Origin of the sequence: Acinetobacter sp. ANC 3882 (assembly GCF_022549545.1) — a bacterium.
Lineage (GTDB): Bacteria > Pseudomonadota > Gammaproteobacteria > Pseudomonadales > Moraxellaceae > Acinetobacter.
Genome location: NZ_JAKZGB010000009.1, coordinates 25649 through 50537 on the forward strand (window position 1 = coordinate 25649; position 24889 = coordinate 50537).

30 protein-coding genes are annotated in these 24889 nt (G+C 42.2%); 11 read left to right on the plus strand and 19 right to left on the minus strand.

Annotation, left to right across the window (positions count from 1 at the left end; translation table 11 throughout):
- The first annotated feature begins 82 nt into the window (after window positions 1–82).
- The 5 genes from MMO42_RS14850 to MMO42_RS14870 all read left to right on the plus strand — a co-directional run bounded on the left by MMO42_RS14850 (window position 83) and on the right by MMO42_RS14870 (window position 5027).
- The gene (locus tag MMO42_RS14850) at window positions 83–1306 is read left to right on the plus strand and encodes an MFS transporter (RefSeq protein WP_241321111.1); all 1224 of its coding nucleotides are present in this window, start codon (window positions 83–85) and stop codon (window positions 1304–1306) included.
- A gap of 277 nt (window positions 1307–1583) precedes the next feature.
- The gene (locus MMO42_RS14855; RefSeq protein WP_241321112.1) at window positions 1584–2798 is read left to right on the plus strand and encodes an MFS transporter; all 1215 of its coding nucleotides are present in this window, start codon (window positions 1584–1586) and stop codon (window positions 2796–2798) included.
- Between the two features lie 14 nt (window positions 2799–2812).
- Window positions 2813–3586, plus strand: a complete 774-nt coding sequence (locus MMO42_RS14860; RefSeq protein WP_241321113.1) for a helix-turn-helix transcriptional regulator — start codon at window positions 2813–2815, stop codon at window positions 3584–3586.
- 117 nt (window positions 3587–3703) lie between these two features.
- Complete coding sequence (locus tag MMO42_RS14865) at window positions 3704–4249, plus strand: glutathione peroxidase (RefSeq protein WP_005291047.1); 546 nt, start codon at window positions 3704–3706, stop codon at window positions 4247–4249.
- 172 nt (window positions 4250–4421) lie between these two features.
- Entirely contained in the window at window positions 4422–5027 is a 606-nt protein-coding gene (locus MMO42_RS14870; protein WP_241321114.1) for a hypothetical protein, read from the plus strand.
- Between the two features lie 85 nt (window positions 5028–5112).
- On the opposite strand, the gene MMO42_RS14875 is transcribed toward MMO42_RS14870, so the two are convergent.
- The 11 genes from MMO42_RS14875 to MMO42_RS14925 all read right to left on the minus strand — a co-directional run bounded on the left by MMO42_RS14875 (window position 5113) and on the right by MMO42_RS14925 (window position 13927).
- Complete coding sequence (locus MMO42_RS14875) at window positions 5113–5598, minus strand: DUF2846 domain-containing protein (protein ID WP_005291041.1); 486 nt, start codon at window positions 5596–5598, stop codon at window positions 5113–5115.
- 144 nt (window positions 5599–5742) lie between these two features.
- Window positions 5743–6162, minus strand: a complete 420-nt coding sequence (locus MMO42_RS14880; protein ID WP_005291039.1) for a F0F1 ATP synthase subunit epsilon — start codon at window positions 6160–6162, stop codon at window positions 5743–5745.
- Between the two features lie 27 nt (window positions 6163–6189).
- Entirely contained in the window at window positions 6190–7584 is a 1395-nt protein-coding gene (gene atpD / locus MMO42_RS14885) for a F0F1 ATP synthase subunit beta (RefSeq protein WP_004801985.1), read from the minus strand.
- Window positions 7585–7611: 27 nt separating this feature from the next.
- Window positions 7612–8481 (minus strand): F0F1 ATP synthase subunit gamma, encoded by an 870-nt coding sequence (gene atpG / locus MMO42_RS14890; RefSeq protein ID WP_005154453.1) that lies wholly within the window; start codon window positions 8479–8481, stop codon window positions 7612–7614.
- Between the two features lie 89 nt (window positions 8482–8570).
- Window positions 8571–10115, minus strand: a complete 1545-nt coding sequence (gene atpA / locus MMO42_RS14895) for a F0F1 ATP synthase subunit alpha (protein WP_005186634.1) — start codon at window positions 10113–10115, stop codon at window positions 8571–8573.
- A gap of 42 nt (window positions 10116–10157) precedes the next feature.
- Entirely contained in the window at window positions 10158–10694 is a 537-nt protein-coding gene (locus MMO42_RS14900) for a F0F1 ATP synthase subunit delta (protein WP_241321115.1), read from the minus strand.
- Window positions 10695–10705: 11 nt separating this feature from the next.
- Window positions 10706–11176: a F0F1 ATP synthase subunit B gene (locus MMO42_RS14905; RefSeq protein WP_005154451.1), complete on the minus strand. Its 471-nt coding sequence runs from the start codon at window positions 11174–11176 to the stop codon at window positions 10706–10708.
- A 39-nt stretch (window positions 11177–11215) separates the two neighbouring features.
- Complete coding sequence (gene atpE, locus MMO42_RS14910) at window positions 11216–11461, minus strand: F0F1 ATP synthase subunit C (protein WP_000424060.1); 246 nt, start codon at window positions 11459–11461, stop codon at window positions 11216–11218.
- 82 nt (window positions 11462–11543) lie between these two features.
- Window positions 11544–12419 (minus strand): F0F1 ATP synthase subunit A, encoded by an 876-nt coding sequence (gene atpB / locus MMO42_RS14915; RefSeq protein WP_241321116.1) that lies wholly within the window; start codon window positions 12417–12419, stop codon window positions 11544–11546.
- Between the two features lie 99 nt (window positions 12420–12518).
- Window positions 12519–12917, minus strand: a complete 399-nt coding sequence (locus MMO42_RS14920) for an ATP synthase subunit I (RefSeq protein WP_004801974.1) — start codon at window positions 12915–12917, stop codon at window positions 12519–12521.
- Between the two features lie 170 nt (window positions 12918–13087).
- Window positions 13088–13927, minus strand: coding sequence for a metal ABC transporter substrate-binding protein (locus tag MMO42_RS14925; RefSeq protein WP_241321117.1), 840 nt, complete (start codon window positions 13925–13927; stop codon window positions 13088–13090).
- A 220-nt stretch (window positions 13928–14147) separates the two neighbouring features.
- Between MMO42_RS14925 and MMO42_RS14930 the strand changes: the two genes are divergently transcribed.
- The 3 genes from MMO42_RS14930 to znuB are packed head-to-tail and all read left to right on the plus strand — an operon-like array spanning window position 14148 to window position 16219.
- The gene (locus tag MMO42_RS14930; protein WP_005291024.1) at window positions 14148–14645 is read left to right on the plus strand and encodes a transcriptional repressor; all 498 of its coding nucleotides are present in this window, start codon (window positions 14148–14150) and stop codon (window positions 14643–14645) included.
- Window positions 14618–15406 (plus strand): zinc ABC transporter ATP-binding protein ZnuC, encoded by a 789-nt coding sequence (znuC, locus tag MMO42_RS14935; protein WP_005291019.1) that lies wholly within the window; start codon window positions 14618–14620, stop codon window positions 15404–15406. Before MMO42_RS14930 ends, znuC begins: the two co-directional genes overlap by 28 nt.
- A gap of 3 nt (window positions 15407–15409) precedes the next feature.
- Window positions 15410–16219, plus strand: coding sequence for a zinc ABC transporter permease subunit ZnuB (gene znuB / locus MMO42_RS14940; RefSeq protein WP_241321118.1), 810 nt, complete (start codon window positions 15410–15412; stop codon window positions 16217–16219).
- 9 nt (window positions 16220–16228) lie between these two features.
- Here znuB and MMO42_RS14945 read toward each other — a convergent pair whose 3' ends face one another.
- Window positions 16229–16852, minus strand: coding sequence for a LysE family transporter (locus tag MMO42_RS14945; RefSeq protein ID WP_241321119.1), 624 nt, complete (start codon window positions 16850–16852; stop codon window positions 16229–16231).
- A 157-nt stretch (window positions 16853–17009) separates the two neighbouring features.
- Between MMO42_RS14945 and MMO42_RS14950 the strand changes: the two genes are divergently transcribed.
- The 3 genes from MMO42_RS14950 to MMO42_RS14960 all read left to right on the plus strand — a co-directional run bounded on the left by MMO42_RS14950 (window position 17010) and on the right by MMO42_RS14960 (window position 20783).
- Window positions 17010–17930, plus strand: a complete 921-nt coding sequence (locus tag MMO42_RS14950) for a Dyp-type peroxidase (protein WP_241321120.1) — start codon at window positions 17010–17012, stop codon at window positions 17928–17930.
- 172 nt (window positions 17931–18102) lie between these two features.
- Window positions 18103–19908 (plus strand): arginine--tRNA ligase, encoded by a 1806-nt coding sequence (gene argS, locus MMO42_RS14955; RefSeq protein WP_241321121.1) that lies wholly within the window; start codon window positions 18103–18105, stop codon window positions 19906–19908.
- Window positions 19909–20171: 263 nt separating this feature from the next.
- Entirely contained in the window at window positions 20172–20783 is a 612-nt protein-coding gene (locus MMO42_RS14960; protein WP_241321122.1) for an SPOR domain-containing protein, read from the plus strand.
- Between the two features lie 52 nt (window positions 20784–20835).
- On the opposite strand, the gene MMO42_RS14965 is transcribed toward MMO42_RS14960, so the two are convergent.
- The 7 genes from MMO42_RS14965 to MMO42_RS14995 all read right to left on the minus strand — a co-directional run bounded on the left by MMO42_RS14965 (window position 20836) and on the right by MMO42_RS14995 (window position 24662).
- The gene (locus MMO42_RS14965; protein ID WP_241321123.1) at window positions 20836–21489 is read right to left on the minus strand and encodes a glutathione S-transferase; all 654 of its coding nucleotides are present in this window, start codon (window positions 21487–21489) and stop codon (window positions 20836–20838) included.
- Between the two features lie 97 nt (window positions 21490–21586).
- The gene (locus MMO42_RS14970) at window positions 21587–21985 is read right to left on the minus strand and encodes an OsmC family protein (protein ID WP_241321124.1); all 399 of its coding nucleotides are present in this window, start codon (window positions 21983–21985) and stop codon (window positions 21587–21589) included.
- On the minus strand, window positions 21982–22929 hold the full coding sequence (locus tag MMO42_RS14975) for a pirin family protein (protein WP_241321125.1): 948 nt from the start codon (window positions 22927–22929) through the stop codon (window positions 21982–21984). Before MMO42_RS14975 ends, MMO42_RS14970 begins: the two co-directional genes overlap by 4 nt.
- Window positions 22930–23098: 169 nt before the next feature.
- On the minus strand, window positions 23099–23368 hold the full coding sequence (locus tag MMO42_RS14980) for a DUF2798 domain-containing protein (protein ID WP_005290995.1): 270 nt from the start codon (window positions 23366–23368) through the stop codon (window positions 23099–23101).
- A gap of 51 nt (window positions 23369–23419) precedes the next feature.
- Window positions 23420–23716, minus strand: a complete 297-nt coding sequence (locus MMO42_RS14985; protein ID WP_241321126.1) for a DUF3861 domain-containing protein — start codon at window positions 23714–23716, stop codon at window positions 23420–23422.
- Between the two features lie 21 nt (window positions 23717–23737).
- Window positions 23738–24127, minus strand: coding sequence for a transcriptional repressor (locus MMO42_RS14990; RefSeq protein ID WP_241321127.1), 390 nt, complete (start codon window positions 24125–24127; stop codon window positions 23738–23740).
- A gap of 13 nt (window positions 24128–24140) precedes the next feature.
- On the minus strand, window positions 24141–24662 hold the full coding sequence (locus tag MMO42_RS14995) for a PadR family transcriptional regulator (RefSeq protein ID WP_241321128.1): 522 nt from the start codon (window positions 24660–24662) through the stop codon (window positions 24141–24143).
- Window positions 24663–24889: the final 227 nt, after the last annotated feature.

Here is a 24889-nt window from a genome sequence, read left to right on the forward strand (position 1 = left end):
TTTTATTTTATATCGATCGTTATAAAAAAATTCATTTCTTCTTCACCCTTTTGTCATATTAATGACAAATAAGGAAATTCACATGGAAAACCCATCTTCAACCGAGATACTCCCCATTGAATCAAATCCTGCTCAAGGCAATTGGTTTGCACTTTTATCTGTAACTCTCAGCGCTTTTGCTATGGTTACGGGTGAATTTCTTGCCGTTGGTGTTCTCAACGAAATTGCACGGGACTTTCAAATCTCAGTTGGCACAGCAGGTCTAACCGTATCTTTAACTGCAATTGTCGGGATGTTTGCCGCAGTACTTATTCCTATTTCTGCCAAAACGCTAGATCGGCGTTCTTTGCTGCTGATTTTAACCCTGTTGATGAGTGTTGCGAATTTGCTCACTGCATTTGCACCTAATTTCATCACGTTATTAATCGGTCGTATTATTTTGGGCGTCGCAATTGGTGGTTTTTGGGCAACAGCTGTCGCCTTGAGTGGCCGTCTTGCACCACCCCATTTACCCATTGCCAAAGCGACTGCATGGGTGGCTTTTGGGGTAACTTTAGCCAGTGTATTGGGTGTGCCCATGGGAACATGGCTGGCTCAATATAATGGTTGGCAGACTTCTTTTACGGTCATTGCACTGTTGGGCGTGCTACTGTTTATCTTCCAATATCTGTACCTTCCATCATTAAAACCATCCTCTTCATTACGTTGGAAAGAGCTTCCAATCCTGGTGCAACATCCTGCTGCACGTAAGGGTCTGATCATTTTTATTTTTATGGGCTTTGCTCACTTTGCCATTTATAGTTATTTTTCTGCCTTTTTTAAACATCAGATGGATTTCTCTGACAATCTGATTAGCCGTTTATTGTTGGTATATGGCATTGCAGGGATTTTTGGCAACATTTTTGCAGGCTACCTCGGTCAAATCAATATCCGTTATACATTTGCAGTGAGTGGTATTGCCTTCTTCCTTGCATTTTTAACTCTGCCCTTGTTTGGTACGCATGTCATGCTTGCCATTGTGTTAACTGCTTTATGGGGCTTCGCTTATGGCATTATCCCAACTGCGGTAAATATCTGGATGTTTACGCACGCACCTGAAGCGGTTGAGAAAGGGATGCCAATGGTCACTTTGACTTTTTTAATCCTGATTGCGTTAGGCAGTATGTTCGGTGGGATTATTGTCGATCACTTTAATGGCACAATCTTATTTTTTGCGATGTTACCTCTGGTGCTCTGTTCTCTCATCTTGATCTTTACATTGGCGCGTGGCTTGAACAATCCTAAAACCCGTTATGAAAACTCATAATGGCGGCTGAATGGATCATTTTTCTATCTAAAGCATGAGTGCTCTATCCTATTCAACTCTTCGGGACGGCTGTTTTTTTCAGAATCGTCCCCTAGCTCTGACACAGAAAGACTCATGTTGATTTGTCATAAGAGTCACATATATTTTCATAACGATCGTTAATAAATTAATTGACGTCGCAATTTTTATCCTCTATTTTATTTTATATCGATCGTTATAAAAAAATTCATTTATTCTTCACCCTTTTGTCATCCTACTGACAAATCAGGATATTCACATGGAACAATCCACTTCTTCAGATGCACGACCCATCGAAACCACGCAAGGCAGTTGGTATGCGATTTTAGCTGTTGCCATTGGTGCTTTTGCACTGGTCACCAGTGAATTCTTACCCGTTGGCGTACTCAATAGTGTTGCAGCTGACTTAAATATTTCCGTCGGTACAGCAGGTTTAATCATTACTTTACCAGGCGTTATGGCTGCTATTGCTGCGCCACTATTGCCCATCTCAGTCAAGCAGCTAGATCGTCGCTATGTATTGATTCTCCTCACCGCGATTATGGTCATTGCCAATACCATTACTGCTTTTGCAGATAGCTTCAATGTGTTACTGCTGAGCCGCTTAGTCCTTGGTATCTCAATCGGTGGGTTCTGGGCAACTGCAATCGCCTTAAGTGGCAAGCTTGCGCCACCCCATTTACCCATTGCCAAAGCCACCGCGATTGTGATGGCCGGTGTTACATTTGCAACCGTTTTAGGTGTTCCAATCGGGACATGGTTGAGTGAATTCTATGGCTGGCGCAGTGCTTTTGGGATTACCGCAGTCATTGGACTACTGGTTTTAATCCTACAAGTGATTTTCTTACCTGAGCTGAAACCTGAGTCTGCTATTCATTTACGCGATCTACCTGCATTATTACGTACACCCAAAGCACGTAGCGGGATGCTGATTGTCTTGCTGATCGGCCTAGCTCACTTCTGTGCGTATAGCTACTTGGCACCTTTCTTTAAAAATATCGCTGGCTTTGATGGCACCACCATTAGTTCACTGCTGTTGCTTTATGGTATTGCAGGTATTTTTGGTAATGCATTTGCAGGCTATAGCGGTAATTTAAATGTACGTTATACCCTTGCCTTTGTAGGAATCTGTTTTGCCATTGTGTTCTTTGGCTTCCCGATCTTTGCAATTCACGAGCTCGGTGCAATTATTCTCACTGCGTTATGGGGCTTTGCTTTCGGTGCTTTCCCAACCTCAGCCAATATCTGGATGTTTGTACACGCACCACATGCCGTAGAGAAAGGTATGCCATTGTTCGTCGGCATGTTCCAAGTCATGATCGCAACTGGATCATTACTCGGTGGTTACGTAGTTGATCATTTCAATGAAAATATCTTAATTTATGGTGTAATTAGCTTTGTTGCCTTAGCTTTAATTAGCATCTTCACTTTAGCCAAAGGCTTAAACAATCCTAAAGTGGGTTACGAAAACTAAAATGAGTCCCCTGAATGAAGCTTGCAGCGACTGAACAATTCCCATTTTTACATGGTATCGAAGTACATGAATTTCTATATCAAAAAGATGATATTGTCACGCCACATTCTTCACTTTGGGGGGATTTCAATTTTAGTTTAAATGGCACTTTAGAATTTGATATTGAAGGAAAATATTACCTTTCTCCACCGAGTTATGGGCTGTGGCTGCCGCCACGAACTGAACACCAATCGCTACCTGTTGAGCATGAAATCCATTATATTTGCATTCGCTTGCATCCTAACTTTGGTGCATTTTTAGGTGATATCTGCCGTTGCTTTAGCATTGAACCTTTTTTCAGAGCCTTGGTCGTGCAAATTCTAGAACAGCAAAAACATCAAGCCGCACCTGAATATCTTGAGCATCTACTACAGGTTTTATTCGATCAGCTCAAACAAGCACCAGCTTATTCACATTATTTACCGCAAACGAACCATCCAATTCTGTCGCCAATCTTGGAAAAATTGTCTGACCCCAATTTATTTAATGCCAGTCTGCAACAAGTTCTACATGGCTTTTCTGTCAGTGAACGTCATGTATTACGTCTGAGTCAGCAAGAGTTGCAACTGTCATTGTCTGAATGGCGTAATCGAGCCAAAATTATTTTTGCGATCAGCCAAATTCGACAAGGAATGACCATTAAACAGTTGGCTTTTGCATTGGGTTATCATCATAGTTCTAGTTTTATTGAGTTTTTTAAACGCTATACTGGACAAACTCCAATTCAACTCAAAAATGCTGCGCTTTAAACAAAGGGTTGGTTTTGCTCATTATTTGTATGGATTGAGAGGAAGATGATTGCACTCTGATGCAATTGCAGTTAAAACAAACAAGTCTTGTCACAACAACAAATTAGGACGTATCCCATGAGCCAGTCGGTTTATCACATTCCCGTAAAGGACATTAAAGGTCAAGATGTTGATCTTGATCAATATCAAGGCAAAGTACTGCTAATTGTTAATGTCGCATCAAAATGTGGCTTAACACCACAATACGAAGGTTTGGAAAAACTCTATCAAGCCAAGAAAGATCAAGGCTTGGAAATTCTAGGTTTCCCTGCGAACAACTTCTTAGAGCAAGAACCAGGCAGTAACGATGAAATTCAACAATTCTGTTCGCTGAATTATGACGTCCATTTCCCACTATTCGCCAAGATCTCGGTTGCAGGTGAGGATAAGCATGCCTTATATCAAACCCTGACCCAAGCGATTCCAGAACGTCAGGGTGAAGGCCCATGGTGGAAAGATCTGGTTGATTATGGTTTAACGCCCAATAATCCACCAGAAGTGTTATGGAATTTTGAAAAATTCTTGGTGAATAAGAACGGTGAAGTTGTTGCGCGTTTTGCACCAGACATTACTGCGGATGATGAACGTATTGTCAGCGCGATTGAAGCTGAATTAGCAAAATAAGCATGATCAAACAATAGAAAAGAGCAGTTCATCTGTTCTTTTCTATTTCAAACCAAGCAGGTCCTTCCCTTCCCGACTTTCATCAAACTGTTGCTGAATTGCAAAAATTACTTTTTTTTCCATATTTTCTCATTATAGTGATTTCCCTCTCATAATCTGGTGTCGTTCAGCCATGATGGAAAATTTCTCTATCAAAGCCATTCTCTCTGCTTCAGCATTTGCGACAGCATTAACGCTCACAGGCTGTGATCAAACACCACAGGACAATGAGCAGGCAGAACAAACAACTGAGTTGGAACAATCAACAACAGCATCTGAAGATCAACAAGCTGACACAACGACCGTTCAAGAAACTCAGAACTTAAGTCGTGGCAATATGTTAAACATTGCCCGTGATATCGCTAAATTACAGATTGAGACGGATGACTACGTCACTCTGCTTAAACAATCACAAACCAACCTTGAACAAGCGATTCAAGATAAAAATGTCCAAACTTTACAAAGCACCACCACTGCACTCAGCCAAGAATTGAATGGTTTACATGATGCCTTGCTGTCACTCAATTTAAAAAGTACGGAAGTGGATCAAATTCGCCAAAGCTTATTGGCTGCAAATCAACAGTTACTCAATATGCCGTTGTTGCATGGTCAAACAGATCTTTCAAAAATTGATTTTGCCAAGATTGAAAAGCAGTTCAATACCATTCAGATGGATATGGTGAAATTGGCAACTTTGGTCTTAGGAAATAAAGCTGAGTCCGAACAGCCCGCAAGTTAATTTTGGTAGCTTTTGTCCCAATGATTCAAACTTGATGCTCTATGCATTCTTTCTATAAAAAGCCACCTTTCGGTGGCTTTTGCTGTTATTTCTTATCAAGTGAAATTGTCGCTTTACTGCATTTACCAGATTCTGCGAGTTGATATTCAGCCACAGCCTTTTCACCTGTGGTTGTATCGACTTGTTTTAAATTTGCCCCACCAACAAATACACCTGGCTTAATAAATTGCTGGATAAAATAACGTTTGCCCGCTTCAGTCTTAAGGACTAAATGATTTGGTGAAAATTCAGACTCAGTAGAAATCGTATGCTCTTGATTACCTGTAACTTCTTTTAAGAAGAATGTGCCACGTGCGGTCTCCCCTAAACATTCACCATCCACCCAGACATCTTTCTTGATTGCTCCACCGACCACGCTATTTGAACGATAAACATAAATCGCGGCATTTCCATCAGCAGGATTAGATAACTGTTTTGCTTGTTGTGAAAGCTGTGGGTTAGCTTTTGGAACAGAAGCACAACCAACAAATAGACTTGAAATAATAAGTGGAAGAACGATTTTAAATTGCATTTTTAAGTTCCCTTGGACTTTACAATAATATAAATAAGCACAACAAATTTATATGATAATGAGAACTATTTAAATACATTTAAACTTTTTATTTCCATAAAAAAAGCCACCTTTCGGTGGCTTTTTTTATGTCAAACCTGCAAATTACAATGCGCGGTTCTTCATCTTACGGATCGTTTCTAACTGAGCAGCAGTTTCTGCAAGCGCAGCTAGTGCAGCAGCCGAGTCCAAATCACTCTTTTGATTTGCTAGCAATTGTTCAGCTTGTTTACGAGCTTCTACAATTGCAGCTTCATCCAAGTTGTCAGCACGGATTGCAGTATCTGCAAGAACCGTAACAACATGAGGCTGAACTTCTAACACACCGCCTGATACATAAACAATTTCTTCTGTACCATTTTCCAACTGAACACGGATCGGTCCAGGTTGGAGCAAGGTTACAAGTGGCGCGTGCCCTGGCAAAATACCAAGCTCACCACCCGCACCTTTAGCGATTAACATCGTTACTGTACCAGAGTAAATTGACTCTTTAACACTTACGACATCACATTGCATAGTCGCCATGAGAACCTCCTAAATTAGAGTTGCTAATTAAAGTTTCTCGGCTTTAGCAATCACTTCGTCAATACCACCAACCATATAGAACGCTTGTTCTGGGATGTGATCGTATTCACCAGCTAATAGACCTTTAAAGCCACGAATCGTTTCTTTAAGTGGTACTAATTTACCAGGAGCACCAGTAAATACTTCAGCTACGTGGAACGGTTGAGAGAAGAAACGTTGGATTTTACGCGCACGGTAAACAACCAATTTATCTTCTTCTGCTAACTCGTCCATACCCAAGATTGCAATGATGTCTTTAAGCTCTTTATAACGTTGCAATACGTTCTGTACAGAACGTGCAATTTCATAATGCTCAGCACCAACAACCAATGGATCTAACTGACGTGAAGTTGAGTCAAGTGGATCGATCGCTGGATAAATACCAGAAGATGCGATGTCACGGCTCAATACAACTGTTGCGTCTAAGTGAGCAAACGTTGTCGCAGGCGATGGATCTGTTAAGTCATCGGCAGGTACGTATACTGCTTGGATCGACGTGATCGAACCAGATTTAGTAGACGTAATACGCTCTTGAAGAACACCCATTTCTTCTGCAAGTGTCGGTTGGTAACCTACTGCAGATGGCATACGACCTAACAATGCTGATACTTCAGTACCTGCAAGTGTATAACGGTAGATGTTGTCGACGAATAATAATACGTCACGACCTTTACCGTTTTCGTCTTTTTGATCACGGAAATATTCAGCCATAGTCAAACCAGTCAACGCTACGCGTAAACGGTTACCTGGTGGCTCATTCATCTGACCGTAGACCATTGCTACTTTGTCAAGAACGTTAGAATCTTTCATTTCGTGATAGAAGTCGTTACCTTCACGAGTACGCTCACCAACACCAGCAAACACAGATAAACCTGAGTGTGCTTTCGCGATGTTGTTGATCAACTCCATCATGTTAACGGTTTTACCAACACCCGCACCACCGAATAAACCAACTTTACCACCTTTCGCAAACGGGCAAAGTAAGTCGATGACTTTGATACCAGTTTCTAAAAGATCAGTAGAAGCTGCTTGTTCAGCATAAGAAGGTGCTTGACGATGAATCGGTAAACGCTCTTCAGTTGCTACAGGACCCGCTTCATCAATTGGGCGACCTAAAACGTCCATAATACGACCAAGCGTAGCTGGGCCGACTGGAACAGAAATCGGTGCGCCAGTGCTGGTTACGTTAAGACCGCGTTTAAGGCCTTCTGTAGAACCCATTGCGATAGTACGAACTACACCATCACCAAGCTGTTGCTGAACTTCCAAAGTCGTTTCAGTACCATCAACTTGGAGAGCTTCATAGATCTTAGGAACGCTATTACGTTCAAACTCGACGTCGATAACCGCGCCGATGATCTGAATGATACGACCGCTACTCATTGCTGTCTCCTCAATTCAAAAATAATGTTAAACGGCAGCGGCACCACCAACGATCTCGGAAATTTCCTGAGTAATCGCGGCTTGACGCAGCTTGTTATAAATGAGTTGTAGGCTCTTGATGAGATCGCCTGCATTGTCCGTCGCTGCTTTCATAGCGACCATACGTGCAGATTGCTCACAGGCGATGTTTTCAATCACACCTTGATAAACCATAGACTCGATATAGCGGACCAACAAACCATTTAACAATTCTTCTGCTTCTGGTTCATAGAGGTAATCCCAACCATAAGTACGGTTAAGGTCATCACTCTCTTCTGCTGGTGCTAAAGGAACGAGTTGTTCTACTTTAGGCTGTTGTGTCATTGCATTGATGAAGCCATTTGATACGAGGTAGATACGATCTAATTCGCCCTTATCAAATGCATCAAGCATAATTTGCACTGAGCCCGTTAACTGTTCCAAACTTGGTGTATCACCCAACTGAGTGGTCACACCGAGCACTTTACCGCCGTAGCTCTTAAAAAACGAAACCGCTTTTTGACCAATCAAAGCAAATTCAACTTCAATTGACTGCTCTTGTTGTGCTTTGACATGCTGCACAACTTTCTTAAACAAGTTAATGTTTAAGCCACCAGCCAAGCCACGATCTGAAGACACCACAATATAGCCAACGCGCTTAACAGGGCGATCAACCATATAACGGTGTTTATATTCAGGGTTTGCTTGGACTAAGTGAGCAATTACACGGCGCATATTATCGGCATACGGACGGCCCTGAGCCATGCGCTCTTGCGCACGACGCATTTTAGAAGCAGCTACCATTTGCATCGCGCGAGTAATCTTCTGCGTGCTCTTGATACTAGCTACTTTGGCGCGAATTTCTTTTAAATTTGCCATACGCTTAACCTAGTATTCGAAAGCTCTTGCGAGCTTCCGAAGGTTGATCCGTGAACCAAACTTAACTAAAGTTCTAGCTATTGCTAAAATTAGTAAGTTTGAGTCGCTTTGAAGCTTTCAATACCTGATTTGATTGCTGCTTCGATGTCTTTGTTGTAATCACCAGTTTCATCGATCTGTTGCATTAACGCAGCTTGTTCAGAACGGAAGTAAGAAATTAACGCAGCATCAAAGTCTACGATTTTCTTCACTTCTACGTCAGCCATATAGCCTTCGTTAGATGCATAAACAGAAACAGCTTGGTCAGCAATTGAGTAAGGAGCATATTGTTTTTGCTTCATTAACTCAGTTACACGTTGACCATGCTCAAGTTGCTTACGAGTTGCTTCATCAAGATCAGAAGCGAACTGAGCAAACGCAGCCAATTCACGGTATTGCGCTAAAGCAGTACGGATACCACCAGACAATTTTTTGATGATCTTCGTTTGAGCAGAACCACCAACACGCGATACAGAGATACCCGCGTTCACAGCAGGACGAATACCTGCGTTGAATAATGATGTTTCTAAGAAGATCTGACCGTCAGTAATCGAAATTACGTTGGTTGGTACGAATGCAGATACGTCACCAGCTTGAGTTTCAATGATCGGTAACGCAGTTAAAGAACCAGTTTGACCAGTTACTGCACCGTTCGTGAATTTCTCAACATAGTCAGCTGAAACGCGCGAAGCACGTTCAAGAAGACGCGAGTGAAGATAGAATACGTCACCTGGATACGCTTCACGACCTGGTGGACGACGTAAAAGTAATGAAATTTGACGGTAAGCAACAGCTTGCTTAGACAAATCATCATAAATAATTAACGCGTCTTCACCACGATCACGGAAGTATTCACCCATTGTACAGCCAGAGTACGGAGCCAAATACTGCATTGCTGCAGGATCAGCGGCCGCAGCTGCGACAACAGTTGTATACGCCATAGCGCCAGTTTCTTCTAGCTTACGTACAACGTTTGCAATTGTTGATTGTTTTTGACCAATCGCAACGTATACGCATTTAATGCCAGAATGTTTCTGAGCGATGATCGCATCGATCGCCATTGCTGTTTTACCAGTTTGACGGTCACCAATAATCAACTCACGCTGACCACGACCTACAGGGATCATGGTATCAACTGATTTATAACCAGTTTGAACAGGTTCGTCGACAGACTGACGCCAAATTACGCCTGGTGCTACTTTTTCAACAGCATCAGTTAATTTTGCATCAATTGGGCCTTTACCATCAATTGGGTTACCCAAAGCATCTACTACACGGCCAAGAAGTTCAGGACCAACCGGAACTTCTAATACACGACCTGTACAACGAGCTTTTTGACCTTCTTGAAGGCTTAGGTAGTTACCTAAAACAACGGCACCCACTGAATCCTGTTCTAGGTTCAGTGCCATACCAAATAAGCCGCCGTCGAATTCGATCATCTCACCGTACATTGCATCTGCAAGACCGTGAATGCGCACGATACCGTCAGATACCATGACGATGGTACCTTCATTCTTCGCGGTCGCGCTGGTGTCCAGATCGCCGATACGCTGTTTAATGAGCGCACTGATCTCGGATGGATTCAGTTGTTGCATTGCGCTATTCCTCAATCTTTTTTAAGTTCAGTCTTTTTGCTATTACGCAAGAAGACGAGTCCGCATTTTTTCAAGCTTGTTAAGCGCAGAGTCATCTATCACTTGGTCGCCTGCACGAATCACAACACCCGCGATCAACGCTGGATTAACGTTAACAGTGACATGAACTGTTCTGTTAAAACGTTTTTCAAGCGCATGAGCTAAAATATGCTCTTGTGTCGCATCGATTGGAAAAGCAGATTCAATATCCACTTCCAATGTGTTGTTGTTCTGCGATTTAAGTAGTTCGTATTCTGCTGCGATTTCAGGCAATAAAACTAAACGATCGTTATCCGCAAGCAATGTCAAAAAGTTAGACACTGATGCAGTTTGATCTTCACCTAAAACCTTTGCAAAAAGACCTACTTGTTCCGCAGGAGTCAGCTCAGGGCGATTTAAATAAGCGGAAAATGCTTCATCTTGCACCGCAGCACTGAGCACTTGTAATGCATTCGACCAATTGTCAGTTGCACCTTGCTCAGAAGCATAAGCAAATGCTGCTTTGGCATACGGGCGTGCTAACGTCAAGAGTTCAGCCATATTCGCCTCGCTTAAAGTTTAGCAGCCAGCTGATTCAGCATGGCATTATGAGCTTCTGCGTCAACTTGTTGGTTCAGAATTTTCTCTGCACCAGCAACTGCCAAAGCAGCAACTTGTTGACGTAATTCTTCGCGAGCAGCATTGATGTCTTGATCAACAGTTTCTTTCGCCTGTTGACGAATACGCTCACCTTCAGCAGATGCTTGGGTACGCGCTTCTTCGATCAATTGTGCTGAACGACGGTTCGCTTGTTCGATCAATTGAGCCGCTTGTGCTTTCGCTGCGTCTAATTCCGCCTTAACTTGTGCTTGCGCATCAGCAAGGTCAGCTTTTGCTTTTTCAGCAGCGTTTAAGCCATCAGCGATTTTACGCTGACGCTCACTAATCGCATTGATTAGTGGAGGCCAAACAAACTTCATGCAGAATGCGACAAAGATCGCAAATGCAATTGCTTGGCCAATCAATGTGAGGTTGATATTCATTTCGCTATTCCTCAATATGTGGATTTAGGAATTAAGCTATTAACCTACAAATGGATTAGCGAAGATGAAGAACAAGCCAATACCAACACCGATCATAGGCACAGCATCAAGAAGACCCGCAATTAAGAACATACGAGTTTGAAGTTGTGGAGCCAATTCTGGTTGACGAGCAACAGCTTCTAAGAAGCGACCGCCTAAAAGACCAAAACCAATCGCAGTACCTAAAGCACCGAAAGCGATCAAGATAGCAGATGCAATTGCAACTAGACCTAAAGTGAGTTCCATGAAAAATTCCTCAGAGGTTAGGTTATTACCAAATTAAACTAAAATTTAAGCCCAACGATCAGGTGATAGTTAGGCAATACCATTAATGCTTTTCGCTTGCCATGCTCAAGTAAACGATGGTCAGCATCATAAAGATAAATGCTTGCAGCGTGATTACAAGAATGTGGAAAATAGCCCAAGGCACAGATAACGCCCACTGGATCCAGAACGGCAATAATGCGATCAAGATGAAGATCAACTCACCCGCATACATGTTACCGAACAGTCGTAGAGCCAACGAAACTGGACGAGCAAGGAAAGTTACTAATTCCAAAATTAAGTTCACTGGAATCAATAACGCTTTTGCAAATTTGTTACTTGGGTTGAATGGGTTAAGTGCCAATTCACCGACGAAACCGCCGATCCCTTTTTCACGAATACTATAGAACAAAATTAAAACAAATACAGACAACGACATACCAAGGGTAATGTTCGGGTCAGTAGATGGAACAACTTTGAAGTAAACGTGGTGAGGGTCCATACCAAATACGTTTGCGCCAATTTGTTGAGCTAGGAATGGTATCCAGTCAACAGGGATTAAGTCCATTGCGTTCATGAGGAAAATCCACACGAAAATGGTTAATGCCAATGGTGCAATTAAACGTGATTTGCCGTGGAAAGTATCACGAACACTTGAGTCCACAAACTCGATAATCATTTCAATCGCTGATTGGAATTTAGTTGGAACACCTGCATTCGCAGCTCTCGCAACTGTCCAAAACAACAAACAGAAAATCACACCAAGTCCGATAGACCAACCCATTGAATCCAAGTGAATTGCAGTGAACCCCATCGAATGAGCTTCTTCAGCAGTCTCAGCCAATTTCCATGTACCGTCAGGCATTTTGCCATAGGTCATATTGGTCAAGTGATGCTTGATATACTCGGTCGAAGTCAGGGCATGTTCTTCAGCAGCCATAAATCACACCTGGTCAATGTCAATCATTAAAAAGAAGAGAAACGAATCAAGCGGATGGCAAAGATCCCGCCTCTACTTCCAAAAATCTCAAAATGTGCCTTATCCTCGTTTTTGTAGTCGTGCCACCCAAAATGGCGCGACCCACGACATCGCTTGTACGAGAATAAATCCACAAAACAATGCAACCGGTGACAGCGGTTTAACATTGCTCAAAATTAATATAAAACCCACAATCACAATCGCAAACTTACCGAGCATTCCTCGGTACATATTCAGCATGACTTGTTTTGATGCTCTTGCGCCTGCCGTTCTAAACGACTGCCAAGCAAAATAACAATGTGCCAACCAACATACCAAAGCCCCAAGCGCAGCACTCAAAGCAGCAGTTGTATCTTTCATTGCCCATGCAAGCAAAGCTGCAACAGGAATCATACAGGCTTGTAAGAAGACCAAAGCTTTTGCTAATCGTCGGTCAATCATGCGACTAGTTTGGCTCATTTTTTACCCACTTACAGCATAACTGCTTGACAAGTTTTAATCATGATCGTTTCGAATCGCAGGCATTATAGAGTTACACCCCTGAACATGCAATCTTTTCTCGACTTAAGTCTGCTTTTTTCGTTACCATATTTTTTGACGCTAGAGTCAATTGATTTTTATTTTTTTGATCAATTTTGTGCACTTATTACGCATTTATCAGTTTTTAAAGCCAATTTTTTCCATGCTGTTACAAAATTGTCTTCACCACGCATGCTTTCATCGACAGATTGGAAAACTACTGGGTTCATTTTTTGGTACTGACTGGTACTTGCTGTCGTTTCGGCCAATAAGCACATTTTATTTTGCGGACGGTTGTCTCTTAAGTACTTAATTTGAGCTGCAGTCGGTGCGATATGCGGGTCATCAGTCAATGCCCCTGCAAATTTCAGGTTCAATGCTCTTTCTAGATATTGATAAGCATCATGATAAGACCAATAGTTCTTTGCCTTGTTTGAGCTTTCATACTGTTGCGACGCTTGTCGCATTTGTTGAGAAAACTCTTTGGCATTGGCCATATATGTGGCTCTATTTTCTGGATATTGCTGCGAACGCAAGGTTGCAATAAAGAAAGCGATACGTACCGCGTTATTTGGATCTAACCAAACATGACTATCAACAGTGTTCGCCAGAGAAGCACCACGTAAATTACGCAATGGTAAGGTTGTTAAAATGCCTGAATCTAAAATTGCGATTGCTTTACGGTTCTGATTAAGCATTTTTTCGAGCGGTGCTTCATGCGCTTTCCCAAGCCAAATCACCAAAGACGCATCTTGAATCGCTTTACGGTGTGCGGGTGTCAGTTGTACGTCATGACCACTTTGATCTTTTAATAACAGAATCGGCTCTTCTACTCCCTCTGTTACTTGTTTGGCAATCAGATAAATCGGGTGTGTTGAAACCACCAAGCTTTGTGTCCAGCCCCATGTGCTTAACATCGAAAACAAGACAAAAACAAATAGGCGAGACATCTCAACATTACTCAATTTAGCGAAGCATGTTATAATATAACAAAAGTTAAAAAATGCCTATGTCTATTTTTAGATTCGCTGCACTATCCGTCGTGCATTTAACTTATATAGATAGTTATCATAAATAGCATGTTATGATAACGGGGCGATTGAAGCACAACTCAGACACTTCATGTCAGTGAGAATTCAATCCGCTCTACAAAAACAATGAGGTCAATCTATGAGTTCTTGTTCACATGAACATGACAATGCTTTACATGGTGTTCACGGTCATCACGATATTAAAGCGCGCCTTGCCGAAGCAGAAATTTTATGTACTGCGACTGGCGCTCGCCTCACACCTTTACGTAAAGAAGTACTTGAACTCATTTTGAATGCCTCTGCACCAATGGGTGCGTATGATTTATTGGCTAAAATTAAAGGTCAGGCAGACCGCCCTGCTGCGCCTCCTACGGTATACCGTACCTTAGACTTTTTATTAGAAAAAGGCTTAATCCACAGACTGACCTCTATTAATGCCTATATCCCTTGTTGCCATCCACGTGAAGGCCATCAGGCAGCGTTCCTGATTTGTACGGAATGCCATTCTGTCAAAGAGGCATCCGCACAAGGTTTGATCCAACAACTTGATCAACTTGCGGCCTCAGACCAATTTTCCGCTCAACACAGCATTATTGAAATTTCTGGAAAATGTCATCAGTGCAGAACCCGTCAGTAAGCACTCCACTTATTCAACTGGAGAATATTTCGGTTCGACGTGATGAGCTGGATATTTTAAGAAACGTAGATTTTGCCTTGCAAGCAAAAGAGATTGTGACGCTGATTGGTCCCAATGGCGCAGGCAAATCGACATTAATCAAAGTGCTATTGGGTATCATGCCGCCGAATAAAGGCAAAGTTCATTTTTCTAAAAAATTAAAATTGGCTTATGTGCCACAGAAGTTCAATCCTTCTGCCAGCCTACCTTTACGCGTACAAGATTTGCTAGATCTAGAAGTCTGTGAAACAGTTTTACGTGAAGAGATTATTCGGGACACAGGCATTCAAAAATTACAGTCATCTAAAGTACAGCAACTTTCTGGCGGTGAACGGCAACGGGTTTTACTGGCGCGTGCTTTATTACGTCAGCCAGATATTCTGGTACTCGATGAACCAATGCAAGGTCTAGACATTCAGTCTGAGGCTGAACTGTATGAATATGTACGTAGTTTGCCTGAGCGCTATGGTTGTGCCGTCCTGATGGTGTCACATGATCTACAATGGGTCATGCAAGGTACACATCGTGTGGTATGTCTCAATAAACATATTTGTTGCAGTGGCCTGCCTGAAAGCATTCAGCAACATCCTGAATACCAAGCGATTTTTGGCACTCAACGCATGTTCTATCAGCATCATCACAATCACTGTGGACACAGTGACCATGCTGAACCTTGTTCGCACGATCCACGCCCACACATTCACCCTGAGCCAAAGGTCTAAGCCATGATGGAATGGTTACAACTCCTCCTCCCTGCTTGGATTATGGGGTCACTTCTGGTTTTCCTGACTGCCCCTCTCGGCTGCCTGATGCTGTGGCGTAGAATGTCTTTTTTTGCGGATACCATGGCACACGGCACCTTACTTGGCGTAGCTGTTGCAGGGATTCTGAATTTACCTTTCTGGCTTGGTGTTGCTTGCCTTGCGCTGTTGCTGGTGGCTCTTCTTTGGGTTTTACACGATTCGCGTCTCCCAAATGATGCATTACTGGCTTTAAGCTCCGCCACCTTACTCTGTTCTGGTCTATTACTGATTCAGCAAGTACCTAGCTTACGCCCCGAACTGTTAAGCTATTTGTTTGGTGACCTGCTGAGTATCGAGTGGACTGATCTACCGATGTTTGCGGTTGTCATTGCGGCTGCATTAATCGTACTTTATCGCTCGTGGTCCGCACAGATTCAAATTGCGATTGATCCAGATATCGCCATGAGTGAAGGAGTCAGTGCCAATTGGCAACGTTTGATCTTTATGTTGCTATTGGCATTATTTACTGTATTGGCGTTACGTGCGGTCGGTTCATTATTGATGGGTGCTTTACTAGTGATTCCAGCCCTGAGCGCACGCTTATTAGCGCATTCACCTAAACAAATGGTGATTTGGGCATTTGTGTTGGCACAGTTCGGTGTCACGGTTGGCCTATGGTCGAGTGCTGCCCTCAACATTTCGACAGGCTTAAGTATTGTGCTGTGTATGGCACTTTGCTTTGCCGCGATTTTCATCACGCAAAAATTAAAAAGCCAAGCTCAATCGGCCTAATCGGGGCAGTCAGCTTGACTGTTGGATCGCACTGAGTAAAAGCGCTGCGCCACTAAACATCACTGCAAAACCACGATTTAAATATTTTTGCTGTGTCGGGGAACGAAGCAGTCTTAATACTTTCGATGCAAGCCCAGTATAACCCGCCATCACAATCAGATCGATTGTCACCATCGTAACCGCCATGATCAGGTATTGCAGCCATTGTGGTCGGCTCAAATCTAGAAACTGTGGTAAAACAGCCAACAAAAATACAATCGCTTTAGGATTACTCATATTCACCACAAAGCCTTTTAATATTAAGGCAGTCGCTGATTGAGGTTGTTCCTGCTGAATCTCAATGCTTTGAATGGGTGCAGTCCATTGCTTATAGGCCAAATAAACCAAATAAGCCACACCAAACCATTTCACTATCTGAAAAGCCCAAGGTGTTGTCGCAAATAGCACACCGACCCCTGCGGCTACAATCATGAACTGAAGCATCAATGCAAGCTGTAGCCCAATAGCATTCCAGTAACCATGCCGAAAGCCATAATTAAGACCACTCGACATGGATGCAATTGCGCCTGCGCCTGGCGAGATGCTAATCACCCAGCACGCCAACATAAAAGCAAACCAAACCTGCAAAGACATAACGACAGCGTCAAACAATAAAAGATGAATTATACCGTTTTACTGACCACTTACGATGCATTTTTAGGCAATAAAATTTCACAAATAAGCTACTCAGCCTAAGCAACATCAGGCACAATTATTGTTTTCCCCCTTAAAAATAACTAAGGAGTTTTTAATGACTGCGCAATCTGTCATTCTTCCATTACCTTCTGACCATGCCCGCTTTATTGTTTTACGTTTAAAAGATTTAACGATTGCCGAATTAAAACAACAGATTGAAGCTCTCCTTTCAACACGTGACCGCCTGATCACACAGCACCCAAATGACCAGATTAAAACAGCCATCGCTTTTGGTCCCGAACTTTGGGCACAACTCAACTCAGAAACACCTGAAGGATTTAAACAGCTCGACCCGCAACGGGGCGCATTTAACATGCCTGTAGTGCCAGCCGATGTATTTATTCATCTTGCCAGTGCGCGTGCAGATATTTGTTTTGCCATGAGCCAAGCTTTTTTTACAGGAATTCAAGACAAAGTCGAGGTCTTGGATGAACGTGCCTGTTTCCGCTTCTTTGACGGCCGTGACATGACTGGCTTTATTGATGGAACAGAGAATCCGCAATTTCCAGATGACCGTGCAGAAGCAGCATTACTGCCAGAAACAGCAGGTGCCTTTGCCGATGGCAGCTTTATCTTTGCACAGCGTTATATTCACGATCTGACAAAATGGCAAATGCTGAAAGTCGATGCACAGGAACATGTGTTTGGCCGTACTAAACTTGAGTCAATTGAGCTGGATGACGATGTAAAACCAGAAAACTCGCATGTGGCACGTACAGTTGTTGAAGACGATGAAGGTGAGGAAATGGAAATCTTGCGTCACAGCTTGCCTTATGGCGATGGCAAAGGTGAACAAGGCTTATTCTTTGTCACATATACCAACAATTTAAGTATTATTGATGAGATGCTAAAGCGTATGTTTGGAACCACGGGTGATGGCATTCACGATCGTTTGCTACATTTCACCACTGCCATTGACGGTGCTTATTATTTTGCGCCGAGCGATGAATTATTAGAACAAATTTTAGAAGACTAAAACCATCAGATGCTATGTTTCTCAATAACATAGCATCTGCCTCATCACAGCGTTCCGACTCACTCAGAAAAGATTTTTGCGAATATGTTAATTCCGCACGAATCCCACTCCCCTTAAGCCGACAAAATTTGCTATATTGGTCGTTTTTCCGCGACATTTATTTTCGGTAACTATGAATACGGCAATACAAGCAGCTCTCGATCATGCGGTACAAACCCTGCAACAACAAGGTGTACTTCCTTCCGATTGGACCAACACGAGCCATTTAACCCGTACCAAAGACCGAAGTCACGGAGACTTTGCTTCAAATATCGCCATGATCGGCTCAAAAGTTGCAGGTATGAAACCTCGCGATCTTGCTGAAAAAATCTTGGCGGCATTGCCTGAAGTGGCAGATATTAGCAAAGCAGAAATTGCAGGTCCTGGATTTATTAACTTCTTTTTAAATGCAGACCAACGCTACGCAGTACTCGACCAAATCCAAGCACAAAAAAATGATTATGGTCGTAGCCAAGCCAATGCTGCTAAAAAAATCCAAGTTGAATTTGTCTCTGCCAACCCAACCTCTAGCCTGCATGTCGGTCATGGTCGTGGTGCAGCATATGGCATGACGGTTGCGAACTTACTCGAAGCAACGGGTGCAAAAGTTGACCGTGAATACTATGTCAATGATGCTGGCCGTCAAATGGATATCTTGGCGACTTCAACTTATTTACGTTATTTAGAATTAACGGGTCAGACACTGGTATTCCCTAAAAATGCCTATCAAGGCGACTACGTTAAAGAAATCGCGCAAAGCATTATTGATAAAGATGGTGATGCACACGTTCGTGCGGTTGCTGACATCTATAAAGATGTACCAGAAGACGTTCAATATGCAGAAGAACTCGATGCTGAAGGCAACAAAGTCGTGCTTTCTGGCGACAAAGAAAAGCACATCGATGGTCTAATCGCAAACTCACAACAACATTTAGGCACAGCTTATCGTGTGTTCCATCAAGCAGCTCTACATGCCATCTTGGATGATATTAAAGATGACTTGGCTGACTTTGGTGTGACTTTTGACAAATGGTTTAGCGAAGACTCTTTAACAGACAAAATTGATGAAGCACTTGAGACACTGGATCAACGTGGCTTCCTATATGAAAAAGATGGCAACATCTGGTTCAAATCCACTGAGTTTGGTGATGAAAAAGACCGTGTGGTGAAACGTCGTAATGGTCAAACCACTTACTTTGCCTCTGACATCGCTTACCATCTAAATAAGCTACAACGTGGCTATACAGATCTAATTGATATCTGGGGTTCAGACCACCACGGTTATATCTCACGTGTAAAAGCGGCCATTGATGCAATGGGCTATGATTCGAAGAAATTGACGGTACTTTTGGTTCAGTTCGTCAGCTTATGGCGTGGTGGCGAGATGGTACAGATGTCATCTCGTTCTGGTCAGTTCGTGACGTTACGTGACTTACGTAAGGAAGTCGGCAATGATGCTGCACGTTTCTACTATGTAATGCGTAAATCTGAACAACACATCGACTTTGACTTAGACCTTGCAGTTTCACAAAGTAAAGACAATGCGGTGTATTACATTCAATATGCACATGCGCGTGTTAACCGTATGGTAGATATTCGTGCACCAGAAAAGAATATTCCATTTGATCGCACTGCTCTTCAAAATTACGATGCAAAATTACTAACTTTAGAAGCAGAATTTGAAATATTAGCTAAGCTCGCAGCTTATCCAGATATTTTAGTTCGTGCAGCAAATGTGTATGAACCACACCAGATTGGCAACTATCTGAAAGAATTAGCTGCGTTATTCCACGGTTGGTATAACTTGGATAATGTTCGAATTCTAGATGAAACAAATATCCCATTGTCACAATCGCGTTTATTGCTTTCAATCAACGTACAGCAAGTTTTACGCAATGGTTTAGAATTACTCGGCGTATCCGCTCCTGAGACCATGTAATACAAGTGAAGCGATAGCTTCACACATGGTCGCAAGACGGAGGGCTGTGCCCGAAGTAGTCATGTAATACAAGTGAGCGATAGCTTCACACATGGCTAGGCTATGCCTGAGGTGAACGGTAATCAGCAAAGCTTAAACACATGTAAACTTAAGCCATAATTGTTAAACAATATGGTAAACAAAGCATTATTTTTAAACATAATGCTTTGTTTTTAAGTAGATTCAAGTTACAACTAATCTAATAGGATCAAGAGGAATTTCTGGTGTTTGGAAAAACGCAACGTGGTGTATCTGAACGACCAAACAAGCCCAAAAAACCACTCATTCCAAAGTGGTTAGGAATGCTTGTCGCAATTCTTGCGATCCTATGTGTTGCCGTGATGCTCATGCTTTGGCAACCATGGCAGCCTGTTCCTGCAAAAAATCAGGTAACGTCTGAACACTATGAAGAAGAAAACACCAATAAAGATTACCGTTTTTATGACCTACTTCCGCAACAGCAAGTAACGCCAATTCCTGAACAAGCTGTACCTGAGGCCAAACCTCAAGGCAACGTGGTGATTATTGAATCACCAAAGCCTGAAACCACAACCACAGAAGATCCAGCAAATAGTGCATCAGGCGAACAAACGACTGCTCCTGCACATGCCACCTATATTTTGCAAGTCCGTAGCTACCCTGACCCAGACAGTGCAGACGCACGTCGTGCAGAAATTATTTTGAATGGTTTATCAGCGGATGTGGTGAAAAGCGTTGAAAATGGTCAAACATGGTATCGCGTTTTCTCAGGACCGTATGATAGCCAAGAATCGGCTCTTGCAGCGCAGCAAACTTTACAACATAGCGGCATCGATTCCATCGTGATTAAACGCTAACAAGATCGCATAAAAAAAGGGAACATTGCGTTCCCTTTTTTTATGCTCAAAGTTATGCGCACTGAGAATGTAAAGTTCGTTGCTCCGCCCGTTGAAACGCTGGACGTTGCTGGACACGTTGTACAAACGCCTGAATATTTGGATATTTACCATGTAAACGATTTTGAATGGCAATTAATGGAAATGCCATTTGAATATCAGCAAAAGAAAAATCTCCTGCGAAATAATCATGTTCGGACAAGTATTGCTCCAGATACAGGATATGCTCTTTAACCCGTGGACGAACAAAACTTGCCTTAACACCATCGGTAATTTTTTCTGCAATTGGACGAATTACCCAAGGGACATGTTTACTGACACTATTCATCACCAAAGTCATGACCAATAGAGGCATCAATGAACCTTCGGCATAGTGCATCCAATAAGAATATTGGCGTTGATCAGATGCTTGTTGAGGTTTAAATTTGTTTTGAGGATCATACTGTTGCTGTAAATAATCTAGAATCACAGCAGATTCAACAATCACGTCATCCCCATCGACCAAAATAGGCGCTTTACCGAGAGGATGAATTTGTTTGAGGCTTTCTGGTGCTGCGTAACTGGCTGACCTTTGGTAATACTCAACTTGGCAATCCACACCAAGTTCTTCTAACGCCCACAATATGCGGAACGATCGTGAGCATTGTAGGTAATGTAAGGTAATCATTTTTGTGCCTGCTTTTTAGCTGCGTAACTATGGTTTTAGTCCCTCTCACAGTTACGCTTAGAATTATGTTTTGCCCAAGCACAATAGCACTTTAGTCTTAAAGAATCATGGTGTGAATGTCTAAACTACGTAACAAAGTTTTAGTGACAGGCGTTTTGCTACACACATTAAGAAGTTTTTCTTGTAAATCTGGTGAAACAGGTTGTTTAAATATTACCCGACGCTCAATACGTTCCTGTTGTTCACGATTAGTATGAAAATCGACTTCAACAGAAAACTCGCCTAAATCAATTTCCTTATGTTTGGCATACATACGCAAGGTAATCATGGTACAGGATGCCAAACTCGCAGTAAGAAAGTCATAAGGCGCTGGGCCAGTATCATGCCCACCAAATGCTTCAGGTTTATCAGTTAGAAATTGATGCGTACCACTACTCACCTCACCCTTCCACGGTTCGGGTAAAGTCTGAACTGCCGCGTTCGCGATAATACTCATTTTGATGCCCTCATTTGATCTGGTAATACAGGTGCTTCCAAACGCTTGCCTTGGTAATCTGGAATTTCCCCAAAACGTGCATCATGATTAATCCAGTCTTCACGTGCCTGTTTTAAACCGTCCATAGTACGACCTACGAAATTCCACCATAACAGGATTGGAGATTCAAACGGTTCACCACCAATCAGCAATAAACGATGGCCTTGTGTTAATTCGACTTCAATTTCAGTTAAACCTGTTTCCAATACCACCATATTGTCAGCATTGAGTTCATGACCATTGACTCGAGCTGTCCCCTCTAGTGCCATGAAGGCATATTCAAATTTGGGATTCAATGGAATACGGGTCTTGGTATCGGCTTGTGCAGTGAGATCCACACCGACCAAAGGCGTATGTACTTGAACTGGTGAGGTTGTTTCCAAGAAATCACCGACCAACACGGTAAACTCAACCTGATCCTTACTTACCACTGGCAATTCTGGATAGTGCTCAAATTTAGGATCTATATTGAGCTTGTCATCTGGCAAAGCAATCCAGAGCTGCGCGGCATGCATTTTCGTTTCACTATCTGGCGCAACTTCGGTATGTGAAATTCCTCGACCCGCAGTCATCAAGTTCACTTGCTTAGGACGAATCAACTGCTTGGAACCCAAGCTATCGGTATGCATCATGGTACCTTCAATCATCCAGGTGAAAGTCTGCAAACCAATGTGTGGATGTGGTCCCACATCTAAGCCATCACCCGCAGGAAAACTTACAGGTCCAGCATGATCCAGAAAACACCATGCTCCCACCAAACGCTTCTGACGGCTAGGTAAAGCACGCTTAATGATCGTTCCCCTACCAATCTCTGCCGAACGAATGGTGAATTCTTGAATAAATTGATTGATGTAAGTTTCGCAGTCTTTTGAATCAGAAATATCGTAATCGTTATTATTGCTCATGATATTGCTCTCTTTTACCTATGCTATTGCAATGAGTTGATTTATTGATCTTAACAATACAATCACTCATCAATATAGTCTTTTAGTAATACACAGAGTGTTATCAATGAGACAATATCAATTCAAAATGAAATGAGACTCTTCTGTAAAAATATCAGCCCATAAAACGTTATTTAGGCTGCATATCGACAATCAAACCCGTTAGACGGCGAACCAATGGCAATAAAACCAGAACCAACGGATAAGCAATCAACCAAGAGAACATCCATGTCGCCAACCACTTGTGCAAAAATTCTGGAATAAAACCAAGGCTCATCCACATATTCACAAATGACAAGGATCCGCTCATTAAAAAAGATAAAATCAGCGGCAAGATCCAAGCCGCATATTTGGCAGGCAATTTGGTAATAAGACGTGGTGTTATTTTTAATTCCTGCATGTTAAGCGCGTTTCCATAAAATCAGATCAATTGGGTTGTGCAGTTTCATCTCTACTTTTTCACCTGCTGTTTTAGATTTTTCATAAACTGACCAAACTGAGGCAAAAACTCTTCAAACAACGGGTGATCACGATTCTCAAGCATCACTTCACTAAACAGTTTTAAACCGACTGCAAATGATTTGGTGGTTTGATCATCAAAAAACGCCGCAGTTTTTAAACGTTCCACGATCTCAAAAATATCATCATGATTTCCTGTATAAAATTCTAAACGCTCGGTATAGGTCGAGACTTGCCCCTTCGCATCTTTTAAATGTTGCACTGTGACATGATATTGATGTTGTTTCATAAGGTTCTCCAATATGCCTTTCTAAGCACTTTCTTTAATTTCGACCTGCATCAGGTCAACTTGATATTGATTAAACACAACCTTCAATGACTGTAAAAATTGTGCTTGTTTTGCTGTGGTTAAATCTGCACAACGAATTTGTAGCAATTGGCTTTTAGACAAAGTCGGTAGATTAAATTTTGTCTCAGCACGATGAAATTGATAACTGGCAAGCAAACCTGCGACCACCAAATCACTAACCACCCGATAGACCGTAGCTAGACTTAATTGCTGTTGCTGTAAGTTAAGCTGCTGATAAATCTGCTTTACCGTAAGATCATCTGACTGCTGTGCCAAGATGGACAATACCGCCATACGTGGGTGCGTGACTCGCAAGCCTGCCTGTTTGATTTTCTGCTGTAGCTCTAGCATATTCGCCTCCAACTTATAACCGCCCAATCGCAATAGCCGCTTGATCAATTTTTTCAGCAATTTGATGGATCTGCTCTTGTTGCAAATCAACGATATTGAGTTTTAGACGTAGTGCTGTTTTTAAGTTTTCCATAGCACGATGAATATCAATCAACTGATCATTATTGTGAATTTCGCGTCTCAATCGCAGCTTTTGCAGCAGCGCCAACAACATATCTTGCTGTTCTTTTAAATAGGCTTCGCCATATTCAGTCACTTGATATTGCTTGCGTTCAACATCCAGCAAAGTAATCAAATTCATTTCTTCTAGGCTGGTCAGCGTAGGATAAATCGTACCCGCGCTTGGGCTATAGCCATCACCGACTAAATCACTAATTTCTTTAATGATTTCATAACCGTGTTTGGGACTTTGCTGAATCAAATGTAAAACTAGAAGTTTCATACGGCCTGATTCAAATAAGCGTCCACGACGGCCTGAACGGTGATGCTCTCGATGCTGGATATCGTGTTCGTGATGATCTGATGCATGTTTCATCTTTATTTTTCTCATATTGCCTAATTTATGCATATTAAGATATATCTTAAATGATCTTATGGCAAGTTAAGATATATCTTTAAGTTTTAAGATTTTGATATTGAATAGATTATTTATTTTTTAAGTAAGAGGTTTAGGGGAGTTAAGTAATAAAAAAGAGCGACTGGCGCTCTCTAATACAAGCAACAAGTATCGAATCTATTTATAAAAAACAGATTTGGGCTAAA

What these genes read in the sequence shown, in the direction of transcription:
- MMO42_RS14850 (WP_241321111.1), top strand. Translation starts at nt 83, where the DNA reads ATGGAAAACCCATCTTCAACCGAGATACTCCCCATTGAATCAAATCCT.
- MMO42_RS14855 (WP_241321112.1), top strand. Translation starts at nt 1,584, where the DNA reads ATGGAACAATCCACTTCTTCAGATGCACGACCCATCGAAACCACGCAA.
- MMO42_RS14860 (WP_241321113.1), top strand. Translation starts at nt 2,813, where the DNA reads ATGAAGCTTGCAGCGACTGAACAATTCCCATTTTTACATGGTATCGAA.
- MMO42_RS14865 (WP_005291047.1), top strand. Translation starts at nt 3,704, where the DNA reads ATGAGCCAGTCGGTTTATCACATTCCCGTAAAGGACATTAAAGGTCAA.
- MMO42_RS14870 (WP_241321114.1), top strand. Translation starts at nt 4,422, where the DNA reads ATGATGGAAAATTTCTCTATCAAAGCCATTCTCTCTGCTTCAGCATTT.
- MMO42_RS14875 (WP_005291041.1), bottom strand. Translation starts at nt 5,598, where the DNA reads ATGCAATTTAAAATCGTTCTTCCACTTATTATTTCAAGTCTATTTGTT.
- MMO42_RS14880 (WP_005291039.1), bottom strand. Translation starts at nt 6,162, where the DNA reads ATGGCGACTATGCAATGTGATGTCGTAAGTGTTAAAGAGTCAATTTAC.
- atpD (WP_004801985.1), bottom strand. Translation starts at nt 7,584, where the DNA reads ATGAGTAGCGGTCGTATCATTCAGATCATCGGCGCGGTTATCGACGTC.
- atpG (WP_005154453.1), bottom strand. Translation starts at nt 8,481, where the DNA reads ATGGCAAATTTAAAAGAAATTCGCGCCAAAGTAGCTAGTATCAAGAGC.
- atpA (WP_005186634.1), bottom strand. Translation starts at nt 10,115, where the DNA reads ATGCAACAACTGAATCCATCCGAGATCAGTGCGCTCATTAAACAGCGT.
- MMO42_RS14900 (WP_241321115.1), bottom strand. Translation starts at nt 10,694, where the DNA reads ATGGCTGAACTCTTGACGTTAGCACGCCCGTATGCCAAAGCAGCATTT.
- MMO42_RS14905 (WP_005154451.1), bottom strand. Translation starts at nt 11,176, where the DNA reads ATGAATATCAACCTCACATTGATTGGCCAAGCAATTGCATTTGCGATC.
- atpE (WP_000424060.1), bottom strand. Translation starts at nt 11,461, where the DNA reads ATGGAACTCACTTTAGGTCTAGTTGCAATTGCATCTGCTATCTTGATC.
- atpB (WP_241321116.1), bottom strand. Translation starts at nt 12,419, where the DNA reads ATGGCTGCTGAAGAACATGCCCTGACTTCGACCGAGTATATCAAGCAT.
- MMO42_RS14920 (WP_004801974.1), bottom strand. Translation starts at nt 12,917, where the DNA reads ATGAGCCAAACTAGTCGCATGATTGACCGACGATTAGCAAAAGCTTTG.
- MMO42_RS14925 (WP_241321117.1), bottom strand. Translation starts at nt 13,927, where the DNA reads ATGTCTCGCCTATTTGTTTTTGTCTTGTTTTCGATGTTAAGCACATGG.
- MMO42_RS14930 (WP_005291024.1), top strand. Translation starts at nt 14,148, where the DNA reads ATGAGTTCTTGTTCACATGAACATGACAATGCTTTACATGGTGTTCAC.
- znuC (WP_005291019.1), top strand. Translation starts at nt 14,618, where the DNA reads ATGTCATCAGTGCAGAACCCGTCAGTAAGCACTCCACTTATTCAACTG.
- znuB (WP_241321118.1), top strand. Translation starts at nt 15,410, where the DNA reads ATGATGGAATGGTTACAACTCCTCCTCCCTGCTTGGATTATGGGGTCA.
- MMO42_RS14945 (WP_241321119.1), bottom strand. Translation starts at nt 16,852, where the DNA reads ATGTCTTTGCAGGTTTGGTTTGCTTTTATGTTGGCGTGCTGGGTGATT.
- MMO42_RS14950 (WP_241321120.1), top strand. Translation starts at nt 17,010, where the DNA reads ATGACTGCGCAATCTGTCATTCTTCCATTACCTTCTGACCATGCCCGC.
- argS (WP_241321121.1), top strand. Translation starts at nt 18,103, where the DNA reads ATGAATACGGCAATACAAGCAGCTCTCGATCATGCGGTACAAACCCTG.
- MMO42_RS14965 (WP_241321123.1), bottom strand. Translation starts at nt 21,489, where the DNA reads ATGATTACCTTACATTACCTACAATGCTCACGATCGTTCCGCATATTG.
- MMO42_RS14970 (WP_241321124.1), bottom strand. Translation starts at nt 21,985, where the DNA reads ATGAGTATTATCGCGAACGCGGCAGTTCAGACTTTACCCGAACCGTGG.
- MMO42_RS14975 (WP_241321125.1), bottom strand. Translation starts at nt 22,929, where the DNA reads ATGAGCAATAATAACGATTACGATATTTCTGATTCAAAAGACTGCGAA.
- MMO42_RS14980 (WP_005290995.1), bottom strand. Translation starts at nt 23,368, where the DNA reads ATGCAGGAATTAAAAATAACACCACGTCTTATTACCAAATTGCCTGCC.
- MMO42_RS14985 (WP_241321126.1), bottom strand. Translation starts at nt 23,716, where the DNA reads ATGAAACAACATCAATATCATGTCACAGTGCAACATTTAAAAGATGCG.
- MMO42_RS14990 (WP_241321127.1), bottom strand. Translation starts at nt 24,127, where the DNA reads ATGCTAGAGCTACAGCAGAAAATCAAACAGGCAGGCTTGCGAGTCACG.
- MMO42_RS14995 (WP_241321128.1), bottom strand. Translation starts at nt 24,662, where the DNA reads ATGAAACATGCATCAGATCATCACGAACACGATATCCAGCATCGAGAG.